This is a genomic window from Methylomonas aurea (assembly GCF_024505045.1).
GTDB lineage: Bacteria > Pseudomonadota > Gammaproteobacteria > Methylococcales > Methylomonadaceae > Methylomonas > Methylomonas aurea.
The window spans coordinates 40036-61234 of sequence record NZ_JANIBM010000007.1; the positions used below are offsets into that span (position 1 = coordinate 40036).

Below are 21199 nucleotides of genomic sequence, written 5' to 3' on the forward strand. Positions count from 1 at the left end.
TGCCCCCGTTCCGCCAAAGCCAAAATTCGTAAAATCATTCGATTGCTATACACGCTAAGCTCCCGGCCCAAGGCCTTGGTTAGACTCTATCTGATCCGGCCGTTAAAGGTTTAACCTCGCAAGCGCAGATGGCCTGTGTTGCGGGCCGTTCGTGCTGAGCCATGTCGAAGCATGAGTGGCTTAAAACATACTCGCCCGCCGGGTGAACGAAAAATCCCGTCCATGCGTCGACACCGTTCGGCACGAACGGCCTGCTACCAGCTCTCCCGCAGGACTCTGTTGCGCAAGCTCGCAGAGCTGAAGCGCAACGGCATATTTCCAGGCCAAATACTCTTTTCGGTTTAAGCGTCCGCGCTTCGCCTGAACTTGACGCCCGCTCGCCTGGTCCCGGCCGGACCGCTTTTTGGTTGTTGGATTCGACAGTGGGGCGCGCAGCATCGGTCAGTTTGTGCCGAACACCGCGCCCGCCTCCGCCAGCTTATACCCGGCCGAATACCAACGAGAAATTGTTGGCCGGCATGTCGATGATTTCCTTCAACTTCATCCCGTGGTTGGCCGCGGCTTTCTTCAGGTCCGCCACGTCCTTCAAACCCCATTCCGCGACCTGGTAGGACGCCAAGGTTTCGTGAAACTCCTGATTGGAATCGGTGGTAAAGCGGCCTTCGACCTTGAACGGCCCGTAAATCAGCAAAATGCCGTCGTCGTTCAACAAATGCGAGGCGCATTCCATCATACCGTCGGCAATCGAGATCGGCGCGACCTGGAAGATGTTGATACAAAAAATCGCATCGAACGAGCGTTTGTCGCCGGCGTTGAACCAAGTCTCCGGATCGGTCAAATCCAGATGGGACGGATCGGCGATATTGTCGTTGCCGCGGTCGGCGGTCAATTGCTTGATGTTGTCGAACACCTCGGCATCTTTGTCGGTCGGATGAAAGTGCAAATGTTCGAAATGCGGCGCAAAGAAATTGATATGCATGCCGCTGCCGCTGGCCATTTCCAATACCCGGCCGGGTTGTTTCGGCAGTTTTTCCTTCAACACGCCGAGTATCGGCTCCCGGTTGCGGTTGCCGGCCCAAGCCACGTATTCGCTGAGCGGATGCGGGTTTAAAGGCGGTCTGTCGTTAGTCATGTCGATCTCCTCAAGATAGATTTATTGTTGTCCGGCAGCCGCCGGGCGCGATTCAGGCGCAGAACCGAACAAGCAAGACCGGGGCCAGCCTGTCAAAGCCTTAAAACGCTTTTAAAATCAAAGGCCATCCGCAACCGCCTTGGCTAAATCAAGAAGCCGTGTTTCAATGAGTGAAACCCAATTTCACAAACCAGCAGCCATGAGCGAACACGATTTTTCCCAAATTTCGCCAGTGTTTTTCCTGCAGACCTTCATTCTGGAGCTGATGCACGCCTGCGAACAAAAAGGCGGCGATTACTGCGAATCGTTGATCGAACACATCGCCAAAAGCGCCGGCCTCTACTTCGAACAAACCTACCGCGCCGAATACGGCAAGCGCGACGAGCTGGACCGGGAAAGCTACATCGACCTGATATTGGCGCTGAAAAACCATATCGGCGGCAATTTTTCGCTGGCCTCGGTCGACGCCGGCACCGTCACCGTCGTCAACAGCCGCTGCCCGTTCGGCGAGCGCGTGACCAATTTCCCGGAACTGTGCCGGATGACCTCCAGCGTGTTCGGCGGCATCGCCGCCCGCAATTTCGGCTACGCCAAAGTCGAAATCAAACGCAGCATCGCCCGCCAGCACGGCGGCTGCGAAGTCTGCATTCACACCGACCGCTCCAGCGCCGCCGGCAAGCCCGGCCTGGAATACCGGCGCCAGGACCAACCCGACGAAAGCCGCGAGATGGCCGAGCTGCATTCCAGAATCGAAGAGCGCATGCGCAACGTCTGGTGGAGCAAGCCCAAGCACCAATCGATCAAACCGCCGCCGGCCATCGTCGCCAAATCGCCGGCGATGCAAAAAGTGTTGCAACAGGTCGAGATCGTCGCCCCGACCCGCGCCACGGTGCTGGTCAACGGCGAAACCGGCGTCGGCAAGGAATTGATCGCCCGGGCGATACACGCGATGAGCGAGCGCGGCCACCGGCCCTTCGTCGCGATCAACTGCGGCGCGATCCCGGAAAGCCTGATCGAAAGCGCATTGTTCGGCCACGAGAAAGGCGCCTTCACCGGCGCATTGGAAGTGCATCAGGGTTTTTTCGAACGGGCCGAGGGCGGCACGCTGTTTCTGGACGAAGTTGACACGCTGTCGCAGGCCGCACAAACCCGGCTGCTACGGGTATTGCAGGAAGGCGAGATGGAACGGGTCGGCGGCAAACACACGCTCAGCGTCGACGTCCGCATCGTCTCGGCCTGCAACCGGCCGCTGCAGCAAGCCGTCGAACAGGGCTTGTTCCGCCAGGACCTGTTTTACCGCCTGAACGTCGTCAAGTTGTGGATTCCGCCGCTGGCGCAGCGCCCGGAAGACCTGCCGCATCTGGTGCAATTGATCCTGCAACGCCTCAGTGAAAAATACGCCCGGCCGCGGCACACGGTCAGCCGCGAAGTGATGAACCAAATTCGCGCCTACCGCTGGCCCGGCAACGTCCGCGAACTGGAAAATACGCTGGAACGCAGTTTTCTGTTCAGCCCCGGCAACGAATTGACGCATCTGGAACTGGACCAACCGGCAACGGCGGCGGTAGCGCAAGACTGGAACAGCCACCGCCAGCAAATTCTCGACGCCGCCGAACAGACTTTTCTGAAGCAGGCGTTGCAACACCACCGCGGCGACGTTAAACAAGTCGCCGCCGACATGAACCTGACCCCGCGCGCCGTCTACGGCAAACTGAAAAAATACGGCATCAGCGCCGGGCAGTTTAAGTGAAATGGGAGCGGCGGGCTCGGGAGCTGGTTGTGTCGTAGTGGACGGATTGCGAGGCACCGATTCTTGATCGGATTTTTCTAAGCCGCCTGTGCGGCGGCGGACTCCGCGGGCTGATTATTCACTCGCTACACCAATTTCTAAGCCGCCTGTGCGGCGGCGGACTGGGATCGCCTGTAAAAGTTGGAGACGCTAACTTTCCAAGCCGCCTGTGCGGCGGCGGACAGGACAAGCCGGCCAAGGAAAATAGTAGCCAATTTCTAAGCCGCCTGTGCGGCGGCGGACATACCGAAAGCTCTAAATTGCGATACTTGGCATTTCTAAGCCGCCTGTGCGGCGGCGGACGTTAATTGAGCGGATAGACCGGCCCGGCAGCGTTTCTAAGCCGCCTGTGCGGCGGCGGACACCTCAATGTTCAGGACTATATCGACCGCTTATTTCTAAGCCGCCTGTGCGGCGGCGGACAATAGACAATCCCTGCCGGCGTGGAACCAACCATTTCTAAGCCGCCTGTGCGGCGGCGGACCAGCCGGCAGCCACGCTGGGCGCTCTTCAGCATTTCTAAGCCGCCTGTGCGGCGGCGGACCGACCGCCGTTTGTTGGTCAATTTCGTTCTCTTTTCTAAGCCGCCTGTGCGGCGGCGGACGTTTTTCACGTCTTTTTTTGCGTGCTCTAACTTTTCTAAGCCGCCTGTGCGGCGGCGGACTGCTGGATCGGTACGATAGTGCGACATTTAAATTTCTAAGCCGCCTGTGCGGCGGCGGACTTTTTGCCTCGATCCATGTGCGCCAATCGCCATTTCTAAGCCGCCTGTGCGGCGGCGGACAACCAACGCGGTTATGCCGGAATCGAAATGAATTTCTAAGCCGCCTGTGCGGCGGCGGACCCGTTAACCAAGACTTTGCCTGAACAAAACAATTTCTAAGCCGCCTGTGCGGCGGCGGACGCTGGTATCAAAGCTTGGGTGAGCCGGATCAATTTCTAAGCCGCCTGTGCGGCGGCGGACAGCCGGAGAAAGTAGGGATAAAGCCGGTTATGTTTCTAAGCCGCCTGTGCGGCGGCGGACCCAATAGCCTTTGCAATGGTTAAAGCTCCCCATTTCTAAGCCGCCTGTGCGGCGGCGGACCTTGCTTACGCTAGCCATATGCTGCTGATTCATTTCTAAGCCGCCTGTGCGGCGGCGGACGTATCGATAGACGACTATTTCGATCTGTACAATTTCTAAGCCGCCTGTGCGGCGGCGGACGATACCTGATTGTTTCTTGACTTTTTATGTCCTTTCTAAGCCGCCTGTGCGGCGGCGGACCCGTATGGCCGCTATTTGCTCGATTCGCTCTTTTTCTAAGCCGCCTGTGCGGCGGCGGACGACCGCATTAGTTACCGACCATTGCATTATTTTTTCTAAGCCGCCTGTGCGGCGGCGGACTCATGCCGGTTGAAAAGCTCCGAGAATTACACTTTCTAAGCCGCCTGTGCGGCGGCGGACTACAAAAAACCGCTTGCGCGACAATGCGTCTAATTTCTAAGCCGCCTGTGCGGCGGCGGACGCCGGCCCGTTTTAATGCTGCTTCGAACTGCTTTTCTAAGCCGTCTGTGCGGCGGCGGACAGACAGGCGGCGACGCAATGAAAGAGCGCATATTTCTAAGCCGCCTGTGCGGCGGCGGACTGTTTTCGCGAAAGGTTATCCCTCGGGGTTTATTTCTAAGCCGCCTGTGCGGCGGCGGACGCTTATGGCTGCTCAGCTTGCCATGACGAAGTTTTCTAAGCCGCCTGTGCGGCGGCGGACCATGCAGAAGAGCCAGAGCAACAGCCAAATACTTTCTAAGCCGCCTGTGCGGCGGCGGACTGATTCTAAATAAACGGGAAGCCGGATGCGACAAGGGCTGCGGCTTGTTAGACTTTTATTTACCTTCCGCAAAAGCCTTGGCCGTAACCGGCTGATTTAGTTCATATTGTTAAAGAGCGAAAATTTTTTGGTCGAATTCGGCTACGGCGAGATGCTAGTCACGAAGCCCAAAGTAACTCAACCTGATTTCGGGATAAAACGCACGGCGTTTTCCAAATAGACTCATTCCTTGGCAAATTTGCTAAACCCTATACAACGCCTGAATGTAACGTATGCGCAGTTGGCGCTTCGGAAAATGGTGCAATCAATAGTGGCCGTTTGCCGTTAACTTTGTGGATACAATGCCCTGTTTTCACGGGAGGCGCCCTATGACAACGAGTATTGACAACCGAATTTTGATTGCAACTTGTCCGAATTGCTGCGAACAGACAGATGTAGACGAGTGCGGCCATCGCAGTATCTTTACCGAGCAAGCCTGGCAGATGTTTTTTGCGTTGCAGGATAGCCCGCCGGAACCAACCGAGCGCATGAAAAAAGCCCTACAGATCTACAATGAAATTATCCAAAATCAAACGTGAGCGGCGACACCGAATGCGGAAATTATCGAGCACTCGATACGGGCACGACGGTTCGCTAACCAGCGAAGACATCGAAACTCGCGCGTAACAGTTTCTCAATCGCCAATTCATAGACCGATAACGTCGTTGCCAGTGGCATGGACGAATGCCACTGCTGACCATTATTCAGCCTGTAGCACCCGGTATCTTAAAATCCCAACCAGCTGCTTAAAACTCGGGAACGGTAGCCATGCTACTGAGTCCGTAAGCGCTGAAGCTTCCACTCACCGGCGCGACCGCTTCGGTTTTACTAATCCACAAACAAAAGGTCTGCCCGCCGCTCAGGCTTTGCAAGCGAATGAACGGCAAAGCCACGGAAGGCTTGAGCATGTCGCAATAGCGGAACGACAGCGGGTAAGCCGGGTTCTCGCCCGCCGCCCTCAGTTCCACCGTCATGTTCAACGCGGTCGCCAAATCGACGCCGTGGCGTTTGGCGTAGCGCCGGGCCAGCCGCTCGGGATTGGTTTTGGGTTGCACCCGCCGGTAAACCGCATACCCGAGCAGTTTGTCCGGCACCGGACGGATGCCGGTGCAATGCACGTAGTCGCTGAGACGCGCCAAACGCTGCGGCGCGGCGAAACGTTCCAGGGTGGCTTCATCCTCCGCGAACAAACGGCATTTGCTGCCTAATACGCCATATTTATTTCCCATCTTGTATTCCGGTAACGATAAGCCGATGGGGACGTGCTTTTGATCATCCTGGTTTTCCACAAAGCCAAGATGGAGTTGTTCGAATACTCGGGACCAAAGTTTGAATAGACTGAAGTCCGGGCCGGGCAATAAGGTAATTTCAATGTAGTAGTTCATGTTGTCTTCCGTTCAGCGAATAACATCGACATAAGCCAAACCCTTTTTTCCCAAATAGAAACTGGAAACACCAGCCGCTTCGATCATTTCCTTGAGTTGTTGGGCTTTGGCTTCTGGAATATCGAGGTTAATATCCAGTGTGCCGTTGGCTTTAGCTAGTGAAGAGACAACGTCGCCCTCACCTTTTCTTTTTTCTGCTAACAAATATGGATTTCCCCAGCTTGTTTTTTTGCCGCCGGTTGAATACTGGCCCATAAAATCTTTGGCTGTAAATATGCGTTTTGAAATTCCACTAATAGCACCACTTTTCGTCAAATGCTTGCTTATATCAGATATGTTGCTAAGCCGCTTTATCTGTAAATATAGCGCACCACAATATATTTCACCAGGTTTTACTTTGTCATTAGCTTTACGATATTCAACACCAGAAAAATGTTCACTTAAAATTAACAACGCCTTTTCAATATCTTCATTTACTTCAACACTTTTAAGTGTATTTAGTTCTTTGAATAAATCCGATATGATAAAAGGATCAAATCGCTGTTTGCTTTCTACCTTATAATCCTCGGCGCATATAAATTTACATAGTTCGTAAAAGTTGAGATTTAATATTCCCCATAGCTCACTAGAATATTCAGAAATAAAAACAGGGTCATTAACCTTGATAGCTCCCACAAATGAAGTTGGGTCATCACTTTTTCCAACATTTCTAAGATAAACGACCTCATTATTTATAGGCTTCAAATCATCTTGCTGGTCTTCAAATGTAATGAACTGCTCAAGGTTATCAAAAAAATAATTTTTTGATTGTCTAGCTTGATAAAGCTTTCTTTGGTCACCAATTAGTCTATTTAAAATACCCATTACGGTATCTATTGTTATCTCCCGCTTAATAAAGTTCTTTGGATTATCCTTGAGGGTTTTTATTGTTGCGATGAAATTTCTACCAGACTTTGGAATTGGCTCATTATTAGAACCGTCCAAAAACGAGTTTCGCCAAGACGCTTCGTATTTAATAGTAATACGCATGGCACATCCTTATTTAGCGTAAAAATATACCGCATAGGGTGACTTTGGTTCTTCGTTAATTCCGGCCGGATTGCGTTTTATGCGCATCATTTTATTGCTGTCGTTGTAGTCGGCGAGCAGCTTATCGACATACACATAGCCTTTGGCTTGACGGATACTCAGCTCTTCGACCATGCGCAAGGTTTCCTTGACCAGAATATCGACGGCTTCGTTATCCAATAAAATCCCATGTTCACCTTCTTCGAAGATCGTGCCACCGCGCACGTAGTTTGGATGAAATACTGCTTTTGGATTCCGATTAGGGTCGATGGACTTAATAAAATCTTGTACTGCTTGCGCTATATTTTCACCTTCGCCATCTCTCACTGGCATAGCCGCGCGGTCAAATTTTCTATCTAATGAGATAAATTGAAGTTGTTCGATGCCAATAGAACCGTAAGCCAAATATTCAGTATCTCCAAACGTGGTTTTAGAGAAAATTGAGTTTTCACCCCGCTTGTAGTCTTTTGTACCATCTGAATTATCAATTTCTTCAACGGAATATGACGAGAATTGCTCAAAATTTGCGTTTCCCTTCTGTTCGACGAAATCCTCAAGCAATAGTGGACTGGTACGTTTATATTGACTTGCCGGAACAACATAACCTCGAATCAACCCAGTAATTGAATTAAGCACTCTTAACAAGTTATTGCTATTTGCATAATGAAGATCATAGGCATGATCTTTAAATAAATGATGCCGAACACAGTTTTGGCTAATATACATTGGCGTGCCGGTCGCGACACTAAAATCAATGTCTCTTGGATCTTTCTTAAAAGAAAATCCATTTGGTGATTTGTCGCCAGTTAGATTTGAATAGCCACGAAGTTTAGGCATTGAATGATTTTTAGTATCCTCTCTATCACCTTCACTTCTGATTATTGTCGGGCCATTCCAATTGACCACTCCATAGCCGTAAGCAACTACTTTAAAATCCACGCTTTTAATGCCGGTAATTTTTTCCATATTTAATCCTCGTTTGTTGTTAATTGCTTGATTGAAATAGCACCGATGGGCTGCTTATCGCACTCGGCGTAGTAAACGGCGTAACTATGCCGCGCAGACTCACCGCCAACCCGATCCAGACCTTCCGGGGTATAGCTCAGGTAAACGGGAAATTCAGGGTCTCTTGCTTCGTTGAGCAAAATGAAATCCTTGAAAGCTCTTGGGGCAGTAAAAATATTGTGGTGTTTGCTTTTCATATAAGCCAACAGGTTTTTATCGCTATCGCCGTAGCCCTGGATTTCATCCAACGACGCGGTCAAGTTGTCGAATTCTTCATGCTCGCTGATTGGCGGCTGGTAGGCATATTTGTTTTGAAATTCTATCTCCGGCCACTGAGTAACATCGCAAACCGCCATTTGTACAAACCGGTTTTCGCCGCGTAACGAATGCTTGCTGATTTTTGCGCGGCCTTTTTCGGTGGCTTTCTTCGGCGGGATGGTAATCGGGTCGACAACCTTGTTTTGAATCATCTGTACGCCTTGTTTAAAACAAGCCAATAAATCGGCTTCCATTGCCTGCTTGGCTTGCGGCATTTCGTGAAAGTTTCGGTACAGCGTGTAGAGCTTGGGCAATTGTAGGGTTTGGTTGTCAATTTCTTCAGCTTGCAAGAATTGATACCAAGCCTTGGTAGCGGCGAAAGCATATTGTCTGGCTAAGAATCGCGCCGCCGCGCCGGTGCCTTTGCCTTGATTAATCAAATCCGGTACGGCAACGCTGTAGATATTGGCTGACGAATTAGCGCCGAATCGATCCAATCGGCCCAGGCGCTGTAGAAAATTTTCCGCGGTGGTCAGTTCGGACACCATGTAATCGCTGGTGATATTTAACGAAGCCTGCACAATCGGTCCGGCACGCAAAATCTCAAATTTACGGGTGCCGTCTTTCTTGAACGATTCGTAAACTTCGTCGAACAGTCTGTGTTTGTCGCTTTTCTTAAACTTGGAATGCAGCAATACCGCGTTTTCGGCACTTTGGTTGCGGATAAAGCTTTTTTGTGCGACCTGAGCGGTATTGCTGATTACGATGGTATTGCCGCTTTGGCGCTGATACAGGGGATTACTCTCGTCTTGTCGCGTTTCATCGAATACTCTGAATTCAATGCGGTACTCGCTGGGGTTAAAACTGGGCATTTCGACGATGTCTTCCGGCTGTATCTCCATGACGGTATTCAGGAAAAAATAATGCGGTGTCGCGGAAACCAGCAGGGTGTTGGCGAGATTGCCCTGCGCCTTTTTGCATTCGACCAGTTCGGCAAACAACAGGTTAAACGCCGGCATGGCGACATATTCGTGGAATTCGTCGAACACGACATGAGCGTTAAGCACGTTGATCAAGGTATTGACTTTAGTGTGGCTGATGATGGCGCCGAATACTTGGTCGATGGTGGTGATGACGATGTCGCCGGAAAAATAATTGTCCTCCGCCGTCGCTTTCCCCCATTCCTTGGTGAATTTGAATTCGCCGGTGTTTATCTCGATCTTGGCATCGGGCAGATATTGCTCGGAAATCAGTTCCAAAAATAAACCCTGGCACACTTGCACGCGCGGACAAATCCAGATGATTTGCTGGGCGTTTTTTAACTGCGCCCACTCCAACGCAATCTTGGTTTTGCCGCATCCCGCAGGCCCGGCCAAAACGGCGACATCGTTCAACTTGCTAAGCTGAACTGCGATTTCATGCTGCTTGTTGCTTCTGTCACCGGCAGGAAATTGTTGTAGGCAGGTTTGGATTTGAGAACCTAAGTTACTCTCCAACAACAAGGTTTCGTCTACTAATCGGTGTAAGGTTTGTTGCCTGATATGGTCGTGTAGTTCGTCGGCTGATAAACCGGAAATCAAACGGTCGGCGGAAATGACGCTGGCTCGCATCCGGTTATTCAAGGCATTGGTGCGGATGTGCTGTCGATACTTGTCGATTCGCTCTTCGGAGTCGTATGACTTGTAGACGGGTAAAGGCAGCTTTTTAAAGGTTTCGCTATCCACTGCGCCTAAATCTACCGCTTCGCAGTAGATTTTAGTTACCAGCGACGATTCTATCGAACGATATTTGCAATCAATTTCACCAACCTGTTGCAGCAAGCGCTGTGCTTTTTCAGTGAATTCTAAAAATGAAAGGGAAGACAAACTGTTGCCAAATTTTTTGTAAATTCCACCGAATGTCGAAAATTCAGGGTCTTTCTCCTTGCGATAAGGTTTGGCGTGATGCCAATAGACGGTATGTTTAATCGCATCCTTGTGAGCGGTGTTGATGACTTTAATCGAATTTGAATCCAGCAATTGATAAAGAAGAACGGAAATCTCGTTGTGGCGTGGATACTTCTCGAAACTGAATTTGCTGTCGTCTATGTGCTGGCCGTCTTCCGCTTGAAAGTCTTTTTTCTTCGGGTTTCTCGCCCAATCCTGAAAGGCAGGGTCGATTTTGCCGAGATCGTGCAAACAACCGGCGATGAAAGTGGCTTCTGCTTCATTTTTAGTTTCTGGCTCATTTGGCATTAAGCGCGCAAGCAGTTGCTCTGCAACGCAACCGACCGCAAACAAATGTTCCGCGAGTCCTTGCAGATGGGTATTGGCATAAAGGAAATTTGGGTTGGGCGCTTGCTTGGGTAGATCCATTATCAGTTCCTTGGTGGTGGTATTGACTGGCACGATGCCTTGCGAATTGAATTGATCCCGGTTCCCCACAATCCAAATCAACTCGCTCCTACTCCGCGACCTGAGCCAATGGCAGGCGACGGCGGTGTTTTTGGTGGCGGTCTTGCGCAGCAAAGTTTTGACCGCGATCAGGCCTTCTTCGGTGATGACGGTTTGCCAGGTGTTGTCGCCGATGCGGTTGGCGAAGGCGTCGAGGACGCGACGGGTGCGGGCCAGGGCTTTTTTCTGGCATTGGCTGACGAAGGTGACCATCATAGGCAATCGTCCAATTTGCGGTTGCGATTCGGCGCGCTCATCGCGAACGGCCTTTGAGCTCGGCATTTACGCCCTGAGATACGAACGGCGCTGTAATTTTCATTCATGCCGGTTATTCGTTTTCCCGTAACGCCTGCCGCTTGACCTGCTCGAACATGAAATCCAGTGCCTTATGGTCGGTGAATTTTTGCAGGATTTGTTGGCGGAACTCCTGCTCGCTCATTTTTTCCTTGGCGCAGACGAAGGCCCAGGGCAGGACGATGGCGTCTTTGACCAGGTCGGCGACGTCGAACACCAGCGCGCCGCGCCGGGTTTTGCCGTGCATCACCGCGAAGCCGTGCGGGATGCCCAGTACCCACAATGTCGAGGCCGCCAAACCGTAGGCCAGGTAGTTGCCGTGGTTTAAAAAGCCGTTGGCCAGGTCGCTGGCGTCGTGGTCACGGCTGAAGTCGTTGTGTTGAGTAGCCTTGGCGGCATAGCGGTAGAGTTGTTTGGTCAACAGGGCTTCGCGTTGCAACAGGTCTCCGGTTTTGCCGGCTTGCTCGATTTGCGTGGCGTAACCGTCCAGCGCGGCGACTATGGCGCTATCGTCGGCGAAGATGTTTTCGGCTTGCAGGTCGCGGTCCTTGCTCCAGACCTTGCGGATATAGTCGATGCGAGCTTGCTGAAAGGTTTTGGCGACCGCCAAGCGTTGCGCGTCGTCGAACCAGAATTGCAGCCAGCCCTGCACGTATTCGGTGGGGCGGTATTCGCTTTGCGGCGTCAACCATTCGATTTCGCAGCCGCTAAACAAGGGCGTGCCTCCGCCGCCGCAAAAGCCGACCAACACGCCGGCGCTGGCCAACATGCGCATCGCCGCTTGGGTGATCGAGGTGCCGGTGCCGAGCAGGATCACGGTGGTATTGGCGATCGGGATGTTCCAATACAGGTTCTCGTCTTTGGCCTCGGTCAGGTATAACACGCGGCCGTCTTTCTGCATCACCCGGCATTTTTCCAGATAGTAGATGTTGGCGCGTTTGGAGTGGAGGATGGCTTTCAGGTCGGTGAGTTGTTCCATGCCGTGTTTATCCTTTTGCGGGAGCCCGGATTATTGCTGACCCTTTCCGTTAGCGTCAATCCGCGCTAAATCCGAACCGAGCCGGTAATATTTGGCTAGACTATCGCCAAACCAATCAGAACGGCGCGCGCATGCGGGAAGAAAGCAAAACCGAAGACAGAAAACTGGACATTCAACAAGTCATCAAGTGGTTGCAGGAGGACAGGATTCTGTCGGCGCAGGATTTGCAGAAATGCCGGCAATACGCGGCGGCCAAGATCAATCTGCACAAGCATCCGCTCAAGGTGTTGGCCGAGTGCGAATTGTCCGACCAAACCCAGCTCGGCAAGGCGCTGTCGCAGGAGGACTTGACCCAGTGGCTGGCGAAGAAGCTGGCCCTGCCCTACTACTATTTCGATCCGTTGAAAATCGACGTACCGACCGTGACGGCCTTGTTCAGCAAGGCCTACGCCGGCAATTACAACATCCTGCCGATCAAGATCAGCGATGACGAAATCGTGGTCGCCACCGCCGAGCCCTTCGTCCGGGCCTGGCAGAACGATCTGGCGAAAATGCACCACGGCAAGATTCGTTGCGTATTCTCCAATCCCGACGAAATCAAACGCTACCTGGACGAGTTTTATAACTTTTCCAAATCGCTGAAAGGCGCGCAAAGCCATAACGACGGCCGCGCCGCCGAGGGCCAGAATTTCGAGCAACTGGTCGAGCTGAGCAAGATCGCCGATCTGGACGCCAACAACCAGCACGTGGTCAACCTGGTGAACTGGCTGCTGCAATACGCTTTCGACCAGCGCGCCAGCGACATCCACATCGAGCCGCGCCGCCTGCAGGGCAACGTCCGGTTTCGGATCGACGGCATCCTGCACAACGTCTACCAGTTGCCGATGCCGATCATGAACGCGGTATTGAGCCGGCTGAAGATTCTGGGGCGGATGAACATCGCCGAAAAGCGGCTGCCGCAGGACGGCCGGATCAAAACCCAGAACAGCAACGGCAAGGAAATCGAGCTGCGCTTATCGACGATGCCGACCGCGTTCGGTGAGAAGCTGGTGATGCGGATTTTCGATCCGGAAGTGTTGCTGCGCGATTACGAACAACTCGGTTTCACTAAGCAGGAACTGACGCTGTGGAACCGGCTGGTCGGCCACACCCACGGCATTATTCTGGTCACCGGTCCGACCGGTTCCGGCAAGACCACGACGTTGTATTCGACCTTGAAGCGGCTGGCGACGCCGGAAATCAATTTATGCACGGTGGAAGACCCGATCGAGCAAATCGAACCGGCTTTCAATCAGATGCAGGTGCAGGCCAATATCGGGCTGGATTTCGCCAGCGGCATCCGCACCTTGCTGCGGCAGGACCCGGACATCATCATGGTCGGCGAGATTCGCGATCTGGAAACCGCGGAAATGGCGGTCCAGGCCTCGCTGACCGGGCATTTGGTCATTTCGACGCTACACACCAACAACGCGCCGGCCGCCGTAACCCGTTTACTGGATATCGGCGTGCCGGGCTACCTGATCCAGCAGACCGTGCTCGGCATCATGGCCCAGCGTCTGATCCGGGTGCTGTGCAAGCACTGCAAAACCGCGGTACCGACCGACGAAAACCAATGGCGGGCGCTGGTGGCGCCGTTCAAGGTGGCGCCGCCCAGGCAGTTGTTCAAAGCCGTCGGCTGTAAGGAATGCCGCAATACCGGTTTTGCCGGCCGGGTCGGGATTTACGAGATTTTCGAGAACAGCCCGGCGCTGGAAAAGCTGATCGTGGAAGGCTGCGACACCGCGCTGCTGCAAAAGCAGGCGATCAAGGAAGGCATGCGGCCATTGCGGCTCAGCGGCGCCGAAAAAGTCGCGGCCGGCATCACCACCATCGACGAGATACTGCGGGTCGCGCCGGAACGGATCGAGTTCTAGCCGGGCCGGCCCTTAGTTGTTTGAACCTAGAAAAAGCAGTTGAACCGAAAAAAAATCCCGTTCGTCCTGAGCTTGTCGAAGGATGGGCGGGATTTTTGATTCACCCGATGGGCGATTGTGTTGTGAGCCAGTCATGCTTCGACCTTGCTCAGCATTTATGCCCTAGAGGGTACGAACGGCCCACAACACACATCAACTGCTCTTTCTAGGTTGAACCGTTCGTACCCTCTGGGGCATAAAGGCGAACGGATATTAAAACTTCACCAGACCGGATCGATAGCACGGCACGCCCGGCCCGACGCCGTCACATTGCCAAAAAGGTACTCAGGTAGACCGCGCCCAACAGCGTGGACAATAAGCCGAGCTTGTTCTGCAAGGTCAGCGATTGCCAATACAACTCGCATTCGGTTTTCCGCCGCACCCAGGCGTTCATGACTGCCTGCTGCAGCCGGCGCCGTATCCGCGGCAAGGCTTTCCACAGCGCGTAAAGCGCCGCACTGCCCAGCGCCAACAAGATATAAAAAGTCACGATCTGGCTGCCGTGGCGCGTAGTGTGAAAGGTATGCTCCACGGCGTGTTCGATGCCGAGTTCGAACCATTCGAATGCCAGATGCAGCATTTCGAATAGGAAATGGCCGACACTGAAAACCAGGTCTAACGTTACGTCGTACATTGCCACGCCGGCTCCGACGCCGGCCACGGCGATTAAATCCAGATGTTGTCTAATCATGCCCGTACCTCTTCAACCAACGAAATCGCATCGTTTCAAGCACCGGCCGCTCCGAGAGCGACGGCCGCAGATTGCTCGGCCGTGATGGCGTGCGTAAAGCCCGCCATCAGCGGAAAATCCGCCGGCATTCCCTTGGGGGGTGAAGTGTCTCGACGGATTCGGCATGATTGTAGTTAAATATCGATTCGATACCAAATGATTTTTTGCATCGCCTCCGTTTCGCGGAGCGAGCCGGCTGCCTGCATGCCCTCGCTTTACTTTTTCAGCAGCGCACACCGCCGCTGCCGGATCAGCAATGCCGTTGCTACGATCGCGATTTCCAATGCAAACGCGCGGTGAAATAGAAAGTTCAACCACCACGGTTGGTAGACTCGCTCCACGATAGTCAACGAAAACGGCTGCAACACAAACGGCGCCAGCCAGTAAATATTGCTGGCGACATAATCCAGCAGCATGTGCAGGAAGCCGTTGCCGGCAAATACCAAAGCCAGCATCGGCAGGCGCCGGTCCGCGCTGCGCCGGTAGTAAACCGCGGCCGCCGCCACCAGCAACAGCCAGGTCAGCGGAAAATGGCTGAAATAACTGTGGTGCGGGTGCATGCCGCCGTCCACCAGATAAAAGTAAATCATGTCGAAATCCGGCGCCACCGCACCCAACATACCGCAACGCAGATAGGTTTTACATTCCACTTGCAGCCTGGCGGTCATTGGATAAGTCAATACCGAGACGATATAGCCGGCCGGTAAATGGGCGATCAGCATGATTCCCTCCCACTGGCGGCGGCCGCGGCGGTGCCGGTGTCGGCCAACGCGTACCAATCCAGCTTGCGCGTCGCCAGCATCGCGATGCTCAACACCGCAAACAACAGCAACGAACCCAGCATCAACGCGTTATCTTCCGATTCCAGCAAGCCGTACAGGCTGGCGAACAAGGCCGCCAACAACACGCCGGCCGCGGTGCCGCGAGCCGCGCTGAGCAACACCGCGCTCAGATAGACCGCAATCAGCAGCACGCAAGCTCCGCTCGCCAGGCAATACGCCGCAGCGAACGGCAAATGCTCCGACAGGCTGAGCAACAACAAAAAGAACATCGCCAACGCCAAACCGACCAAGGCGTATTGGGCCGGATGGATCGCCAGTTTTTTCAGGAGTTCGAACAGAAAAATCGCAGCGAAGGTCAGGCAGACGAACAAGAAGCCGTACTTGGCGGCGCGATCGGACAAGGAATAGACGTTGATCGGTTCGATCAGGCGCACGCCGAAACTGTCGTAGCTGGCGATATGGCGCACCCCGCTCAGATTGCGGCCGACATTCGAAGCCAAGGCATCCACGCTCCAGGCCGCGCGAAAACCGTCGGTACCGGTCTGCTGGCTGCTCGGGTCAGGCAAAAACCGGCCGAAAAAGCTCGGGTGCTGCCAGGCTGAGGCCAGCTCGACTTGGGTATGCTTGCCGGCCGGGACGAATTCCAGCGCTTCGATGCCGCGCAGCTTCAAATCGAAGCCGAACGGAATCGAGATCGGACCGAATTCGACCGGCATCGGCTCCAGATTGGCGTGCATGCCGCTGGCATCCTCCAGCGGCAAATTCGAACCTTGTTCGAAGGCATAGGTTTTGCCGGCCCATGCCACGCCCGGCGCCGCCAACACGCCGCGCATATCCGACAAGGCAATGCCGATATAAGGCGTGCCGAATTGGATGCGGCCGCCGTGCAACGACGGCGGATTGCCGTAGCCGCCGGGCAGTTTGATCTCGCCTTTGCCGGACAGATTCACCACGTAAGAACGGACCTCGAACAGGCCGCGGCGTTTGGTCTCGGTTGCCAGCTCGCCGGTCAGGCGCAATTGCTCGGGTAAAAAGTGTAAATAGCGCAGCTCGCTGCGTTGCTGCACCTCGCGCACCGCGGTGCGGTCGCGGATGGTTTCGGAGACTTCGCTCCAAATTTCGTGATAAGGCACCACCAGTACCGGACCGAACAGCTTTTGCGGGCCGGCCGAGCTGGCGGCGATATCGTTTACCGCCTGCAACTGCCGGTTCTCGCGTTCGTTCGCCAGGTCCTTGACCATGCCGATCGGGATCAATAACAGCAGCGTCAACACCGCCATTGCCGCCGCTTTTTGCCAGAGTTTGTTTCGCATCGTAGTCCTCCACAGGTTTGAATACGCTGCCTAGCATGCGCCCAAGCCGTGAAACCATGATGTCGGGATCGTGAAGCGGAGGTGAAGTTGGCCGGAGTGGGGAATTCGGCCGGGTAGCATCGTCCCTGGCCGGGCCGGCCGCATCCTTGCCGTCGGCCCGGCATCGGCTTTTGGCTGCGTCCGCTCGATGGCGCAGCCGAAAGCCGTTCCTTGTTCTTGCTGAGATCGATTGATAGTCCGTGGTAACTCGCACTAAGGAATCTCTAACAATTGCGCTTCGACCAACTCAGCGCGAACGGCAGCCCTTATAAATCAGAGCATTATCCGTTCGTGCTGAGTTGGTCGAAGCACGAACGGATAATTGTTAGAGGTTCCCCCCAAATCATACCGCCTGCGATACCGCCTCGCGCCGGCCGCGCTGGGCAAGGGCCTGCAAATCGATCACCCGGTCCACCGAGGCGATGGTTTCCGGGCGGTGGGCGATGATGATGCGGGTCAGCTTCAATTGCTGAATCGCGCCGTTGACCAGACGCTCCCGCGCCACGTCCAGATGGCTGGTGGCCTCATCCAAAACCAGAATCTTCGGCCGTTTGTACAAGGCCCGCGCCAACAGTACCCGTTGCTTTTGACCGCCGGACAATACGGTGCCCATGTCGCCGATCAACGTGTTGTAAGCCATCGGCATCGCTACGATGTCCTGGTGTACCGCCGCCAGTTGGGCGCAGGTTTCGATCCAGGCCTGGTCCGGTTCCGGATCGAAGAAACAGATGTTGTCGGCGATCGAACCGGCAAAGAGTTGATCTTCCTGCATCACCGCCGCGACCATGTCCCGATATTCGCGATTGTCGATTTGCGGCAAGCGCACGCCGCCGACCAATATTTCGCCGGAGCTCGGCTGCAACAGGCCGAGAATCAACTTGGCCAGCGTGGTCTTGCCGTATCCGGACGGACCGACGATGGCCACCGATTCGCCGGCCTGGATGTCCAGACTCAGATTGCTGATCACCGCCGGTTCCGACGGCGCATAGCTGAACTCCAGATCGCGGATTTGCAGCGAGGCCGGCAAGTCGCGCTGGCCGCAGCCCAAGCCGGCGCGCTCGGTGTCGGCCAGGGCGATATCGGCCACCCGCTCGGTATGCAGGCCCAGCATTTTGAATTCGATACTTTTCTCGATGAAGCTGCCGACCCGGTGGGTGAATTGGTCCTTGAACGACATGAAGGCAAACAGCATCCCCACCGAAAAACCGCCGTCCAGAATGAACAGCGCGCCAAGCCAGACCACGGCGATGTTTTCCAGACCGAACAACAGGCTGTTCAGTGCCTTGTAGACGATGCCCAGCTTTTGCACGCGGATGCCGGCGTTGAAGTGGTCCACCATCAGATTCTGGTAACCGACCTTGCGTTGCGACTCGCGGTTGAACAACTTCACGCTCTGCATGCAGCGCACGGTTTCCAGCAGATTGGTCTGCTGTTTGGCGCCGCGCAGGATTTGTTCCTCGGTCGCCAGCCGCAACGGCGTGAACAGGCCCAGCCTCAATAGACCGTATAACGCGGCCGCCAGGCAGACGATGGCGGCCAGTTTCCAGCTATAGACCAGCATCATCGCCAGCGTGGCCAGCGCCATCGCGCCGTCGACGATGGCTTCCAGGAAACTAGTGGTCAGCGTGCGTTGGATCACGTTCAACGATTCGAACCGGGAGACGATGTCGCCGAGATGGCGTTTTTCGAAAAAACTCATCGGCAACTGCAGTAAATGGCCGAACAGATTGCTCAGCAATTGCAGATTGGCCGAGGTGCTCAAGACCAGGACCACCCAGGAGCGCAATGCGGTAATTGCGGTCTGGATCAGAAACAGCAACAAAAAGCCCAAGCCCAGTACGGTCAGCAGGTTGTCGTCGCGGGCCACGACCGCGTTATCGACCACCAATTGCATAAAAAAAGGCGCGACGATGGCAAACACTTCAATGGCCGCAGCCAATAAAACGATTTGCCAGATCGCGCCGGCGGCCCCATCCAACTGGCCAATCAGGCGGGAGAGCTTGATTTGTTGACGTTCGGTTTTCGGCGTAAAGCTTTGGGTCGGCGCCAGCTCCAAGGCGATACCGGTGAAATGTTTGGAGATTTCGCTATACGGCAGATTCAGCACGCCTTTGGCCGGATCGTGTATTGTCGCCACGCCGCGCTTGACCTGGGCCAGCACCACGAAGTGGTTGAAATCCCAATGCAGGATCGCCGGCAGGCTCAGCTTGCTCAGCTCCGGCAAATCGACTTTGACCGGGCGCGAGGCCAGATGCAACTGGTCGGCGATGCGGATCAAATGGTTCAGGGTCGAGCCTTTCAGCGACACCGAAAACTTGCGACGTAAACTGGCGACGTCGAGCCGGTGGCCGTGGTAGGACGCCACCATCGCCAGACAGGCAAGCCCGCATTCGGCGGCTTCGGTTTGCAGAATCGACGGCGTTTTCTTGCGGCCGGAAAAATCCAGCATGGCTTGTATGCTCATGGTTACACCCTTCCGGCAATGCTATAGAGCGGTTCGAAAATCCAGTCGATCAAGCGGCGGTGGTCCAGCCAGATGTCGGCATCCAGCAACATGCCGGACTGCAACGGGATCTCCTGGCGATAGGCCTGCACCGACTGTTTATCCAGCACGACCGTGACGCGGTAAACCGCTTCCTGCAAGGTCACCGGCAAATCGGCGTCCTTCGGCGTGATCAGCGTTTTGGCGATTTCAACGATGCGGCCCCGGTGGCTGCCGAAACGCTGGTAGGGAAAGGCCTGGTAACGGATCGCCACGGTTTGGCCGGTCTCGACGAAACCGACCGCGCTGGACGGCACCAGCAGTTGCGCCTGCAATTGAGCGCCGGCCGGCAAGATCGACAATAACGGATTGGCGGTGCCGGCATTTTGGCCCTGTTCGGCCAGAATCGCGGTCGCGGTGCCGTCGTGCGGCGCAGTGATGACGATGTTGCGCCGCGACTCGGATTCGGTGATGTTCTGGGTCAAGGTCGAGATGTTGCGTTCGATTGCCGCGCGCTGGTTTTTAAACTTCATCTGGCTGCTGTCCACTTCCAACTGGGTGGCGCGGATGTCGCGCTGCAGCGTCATTTCGATGCGTTGCAAGGCCTGCAATTTGGCTTGGTGGTCCAGCCATTCGTCCTGTTTTTGCTGGGCCTGTACCGCCGAGACGAACTTGGTCGGCAGCAACTGCTGGTAGCGCTGCAGCGTGGCTGCCGCCCCGGCCAGGCGTTGCTGTTGGGTAGCGATTTCGCTATTGACCTGCTGCAGTTCGCGTTGCATGCCTTGCAAGCGGTCCAGCAGAGCGCGGTATTGAATCCGGTCGATTTGTTCCTGCTTGCCCAACTCGGTTTCCAGGCTTTCCCGGCGCTGCTTGAGCTGTTCGATTGCGGCGGCCTGGGCCTGCGGCGTGTCGCGGGAACTGCTGTCGGTCGACAATACGAACAAGGTATCGCCGGCTTTTACGGTTTGGCCTTCCTTGACGTGTTTTTCGATCAGGGTGCCGGCTTGCGGCGGGTAAACTTTGATCAAACCCATGCTCGGCGCCAAATAACCGCTGACATGGGATTTACGGGTGTATTCGCCCCAGAAGGCGAAGGCGATCAGCAGCACCGCGCTGCTAACCGCCAATGCGGTAAGTAAGGAAAACGGCAAAGCTTCCACCCGTATCACCTCTCCCAAAGGCTTGTCTCTTTTGTAATCCAAGGCTTGTTGCCGAAATAATGCCGGTTTCATGCTGCCGTTCTCCTCTCACCTGTGCTGTGTTAAAGACCAAAGCGCTCAGATAACGCCGTAATCGGCCGCCCGCCGCATCTCGTCGCTGGGTTTGAGGTTATTGGTCACCACTTGCGGACATCTGAAACAAGCCGCCTTCCCCTCCTGGTTCCACCAGCGGCAATCGGCGCGAATCGCGCACACCGGCAATTGCTCGGTAACCGACGGCGTGAAGCGCACGACTTTTTCGGCCAAGCGACATTTCGATTCCTCGGCGGCAAAATGGCCGCATCCGCTGCAGGCGCAAGGCGCGGAGAAGCGAAACACTTCGGCCGGCGTCAACGGGCCGGCCATGGCCAGCACTTGCTCGGTGACCGGTTGCGGCGTATTCAGATAGGCCATTTCCGGCTGTTCCGGGGTACCGGCCACAACTCCGATGACTTGGGCTCCGTCCCACTCCGGCTGCGCGCTGGGGCATAACACTGCGTTATCCGAGGCCATGGC

The 21199-nt window shown here is 54.8% G+C and carries 15 protein-coding genes and 1 CRISPR repeat array; of the genes, 3 read left to right on the plus strand and 12 right to left on the minus strand.

All coding sequences use genetic code 11. The features are described from left to right. Positions 1 to 478: 478 nt before the first annotated feature. Positions 479 to 1132 (minus strand): DUF938 domain-containing protein, encoded by a 654-nt coding sequence (locus NP603_RS08145; protein ID WP_256610364.1) that lies wholly within the window; start codon positions 1130 to 1132, stop codon positions 479 to 481. Between the two features lie 166 nt (positions 1133 to 1298). On the opposite strand from NP603_RS08145, the gene NP603_RS08150 reads away from it, so the two are divergent. Both NP603_RS08150 and NP603_RS21985 read left to right on the plus strand, forming a co-directional pair. Continuing rightward, positions 1299 to 2882, plus strand: a complete 1584-nt coding sequence (locus NP603_RS08150) for a sigma 54-interacting transcriptional regulator (RefSeq protein WP_504137764.1) — start codon at positions 1299 to 1301, stop codon at positions 2880 to 2882. Between the two features lie 74 nt (positions 2883 to 2956). Then, positions 2957 to 4726: a CRISPR direct-repeat array (repeat unit 28 nt; unit sequence TTTCTAAGCCGCCTGTGCGGCGGCGGAC). Positions 4727 to 5094: 368 nt separating this feature from the next. Beyond that, positions 5095 to 5304: a type II toxin -antitoxin system TacA 1-like antitoxin gene (locus NP603_RS21985; protein ID WP_371928790.1), complete on the plus strand. Its 210-nt coding sequence runs from the start codon at positions 5095 to 5097 to the stop codon at positions 5302 to 5304. Positions 5305 to 5511: 207 nt separating this feature from the next. Here NP603_RS21985 and cas6f read toward each other — a convergent pair whose 3' ends face one another. From cas6f to cas1f, 5 genes are all read right to left on the minus strand, one after another. After that, positions 5512 to 6150, minus strand: coding sequence for a type I-F CRISPR-associated endoribonuclease Cas6/Csy4 (gene cas6f / locus NP603_RS08155; RefSeq protein WP_256610365.1), 639 nt, complete (start codon positions 6148 to 6150; stop codon positions 5512 to 5514). A 12-nt stretch (positions 6151 to 6162) separates the two neighbouring features. Continuing rightward, positions 6163 to 7179: a type I-Fv CRISPR-associated protein Cas5fv gene (gene cas5fv, locus NP603_RS08160; RefSeq protein ID WP_256610366.1), complete on the minus strand. Its 1017-nt coding sequence runs from the start codon at positions 7177 to 7179 to the stop codon at positions 6163 to 6165. A gap of 9 nt (positions 7180 to 7188) precedes the next feature. Next, entirely contained in the window at positions 7189 to 8184 is a 996-nt protein-coding gene (gene cas7fv / locus NP603_RS08165; protein WP_256610367.1) for a type I-Fv CRISPR-associated protein Cas7fv, read from the minus strand. Between the two features lie 2 nt (positions 8185 to 8186). Then, positions 8187 to 11129, minus strand: a complete 2943-nt coding sequence (gene cas3 / locus NP603_RS08170; protein WP_256610368.1) for a CRISPR-associated helicase Cas3' — start codon at positions 11127 to 11129, stop codon at positions 8187 to 8189. A gap of 112 nt (positions 11130 to 11241) precedes the next feature. Beyond that, on the minus strand, positions 11242 to 12186 hold the full coding sequence (cas1f, locus tag NP603_RS08175; RefSeq protein WP_256610369.1) for a type I-F CRISPR-associated endonuclease Cas1f: 945 nt from the start codon (positions 12184 to 12186) through the stop codon (positions 11242 to 11244). Positions 12187 to 12317: 131 nt separating this feature from the next. On the opposite strand from cas1f, the gene tfpB reads away from it, so the two are divergent. After that, the gene (gene tfpB, locus NP603_RS08180; protein ID WP_256610370.1) at positions 12318 to 14099 is read left to right on the plus strand and encodes a type IV pilus assembly ATPase TfpB; all 1782 of its coding nucleotides are present in this window, start codon (positions 12318 to 12320) and stop codon (positions 14097 to 14099) included. Between the two features lie 304 nt (positions 14100 to 14403). Here tfpB and NP603_RS08185 read toward each other — a convergent pair whose 3' ends face one another. The 6 genes from NP603_RS08185 to NP603_RS08210 all read right to left on the minus strand — a co-directional run bounded on the left by NP603_RS08185 (position 14404) and on the right by NP603_RS08210 (position 21196). Further along, positions 14404 to 14829 carry a hypothetical protein gene (locus NP603_RS08185; protein WP_256610371.1) on the minus strand — a complete coding sequence of 142 codons (426 nt, stop codon included), beginning with the start codon at positions 14827 to 14829 and terminating at the stop codon, positions 14404 to 14406. A gap of 254 nt (positions 14830 to 15083) precedes the next feature. Continuing rightward, entirely contained in the window at positions 15084 to 15590 is a 507-nt protein-coding gene (locus NP603_RS08190) for a metal-dependent hydrolase (protein ID WP_256610372.1), read from the minus strand. Then, positions 15584 to 16963 (minus strand): cell envelope integrity protein CreD, encoded by a 1380-nt coding sequence (gene creD, locus NP603_RS08195; protein ID WP_256610373.1) that lies wholly within the window; start codon positions 16961 to 16963, stop codon positions 15584 to 15586. The genes NP603_RS08190 and creD overlap by 7 nt, the downstream gene beginning before the upstream one ends. Before the next feature lie 382 nt (positions 16964 to 17345). Then, positions 17346 to 19466 carry a peptidase domain-containing ABC transporter gene (locus tag NP603_RS08200; RefSeq protein WP_256610374.1) on the minus strand — a complete coding sequence of 707 codons (2121 nt, stop codon included), beginning with the start codon at positions 19464 to 19466 and terminating at the stop codon, positions 17346 to 17348. 2 nt (positions 19467 to 19468) lie between these two features. After that, entirely contained in the window at positions 19469 to 20716 is a 1248-nt protein-coding gene (locus NP603_RS08205) for an HlyD family secretion protein (protein WP_256610375.1), read from the minus strand. Between the two features lie 45 nt (positions 20717 to 20761). Continuing rightward, complete coding sequence (locus NP603_RS08210) at positions 20762 to 21196, minus strand: nitrogen fixation protein (protein WP_256610376.1); 435 nt, start codon at positions 21194 to 21196, stop codon at positions 20762 to 20764. Positions 21197 to 21199 lie beyond the last annotated feature (3 nt).

Excerpts from the sequence above, each read along its gene's own strand:
- NP603_RS08145 (WP_256610364.1), bottom strand. The coding sequence starts at position 1,132 with ATGACTAACGACAGACCGCCTTTAAACCCGCATCCGCTCAGCGAATAC.
- NP603_RS08150 (WP_504137764.1), top strand. The coding sequence starts at position 1,299 with ATGAGTGAAACCCAATTTCACAAACCAGCAGCCATGAGCGAACACGAT.
- NP603_RS21985 (WP_371928790.1), top strand. The coding sequence starts at position 5,095 with ATGACAACGAGTATTGACAACCGAATTTTGATTGCAACTTGTCCGAAT.
- cas6f (WP_256610365.1), bottom strand. The coding sequence starts at position 6,150 with ATGAACTACTACATTGAAATTACCTTATTGCCCGGCCCGGACTTCAGT.
- cas5fv (WP_256610366.1), bottom strand. The coding sequence starts at position 7,179 with ATGCGTATTACTATTAAATACGAAGCGTCTTGGCGAAACTCGTTTTTG.
- cas7fv (WP_256610367.1), bottom strand. The coding sequence starts at position 8,184 with ATGGAAAAAATTACCGGCATTAAAAGCGTGGATTTTAAAGTAGTTGCT.
- cas3 (WP_256610368.1), bottom strand. The coding sequence starts at position 11,129 with ATGATGGTCACCTTCGTCAGCCAATGCCAGAAAAAAGCCCTGGCCCGC.
- cas1f (WP_256610369.1), bottom strand. The coding sequence starts at position 12,186 with ATGGAACAACTCACCGACCTGAAAGCCATCCTCCACTCCAAACGCGCC.
- tfpB (WP_256610370.1), top strand. The coding sequence starts at position 12,318 with ATGCGGGAAGAAAGCAAAACCGAAGACAGAAAACTGGACATTCAACAA.
- NP603_RS08185 (WP_256610371.1), bottom strand. The coding sequence starts at position 14,829 with ATGATTAGACAACATCTGGATTTAATCGCCGTGGCCGGCGTCGGAGCC.
- NP603_RS08190 (WP_256610372.1), bottom strand. The coding sequence starts at position 15,590 with ATGCTGATCGCCCATTTACCGGCCGGCTATATCGTCTCGGTATTGACT.
- creD (WP_256610373.1), bottom strand. The coding sequence starts at position 16,963 with ATGCGAAACAAACTCTGGCAAAAAGCGGCGGCAATGGCGGTGTTGACG.
- NP603_RS08200 (WP_256610374.1), bottom strand. The coding sequence starts at position 19,466 with ATGAGCATACAAGCCATGCTGGATTTTTCCGGCCGCAAGAAAACGCCG.
- NP603_RS08205 (WP_256610375.1), bottom strand. The coding sequence starts at position 20,716 with ATGAAACCGGCATTATTTCGGCAACAAGCCTTGGATTACAAAAGAGAC.
- NP603_RS08210 (WP_256610376.1), bottom strand. The coding sequence starts at position 21,196 with ATGGCCTCGGATAACGCAGTGTTATGCCCCAGCGCGCAGCCGGAGTGG.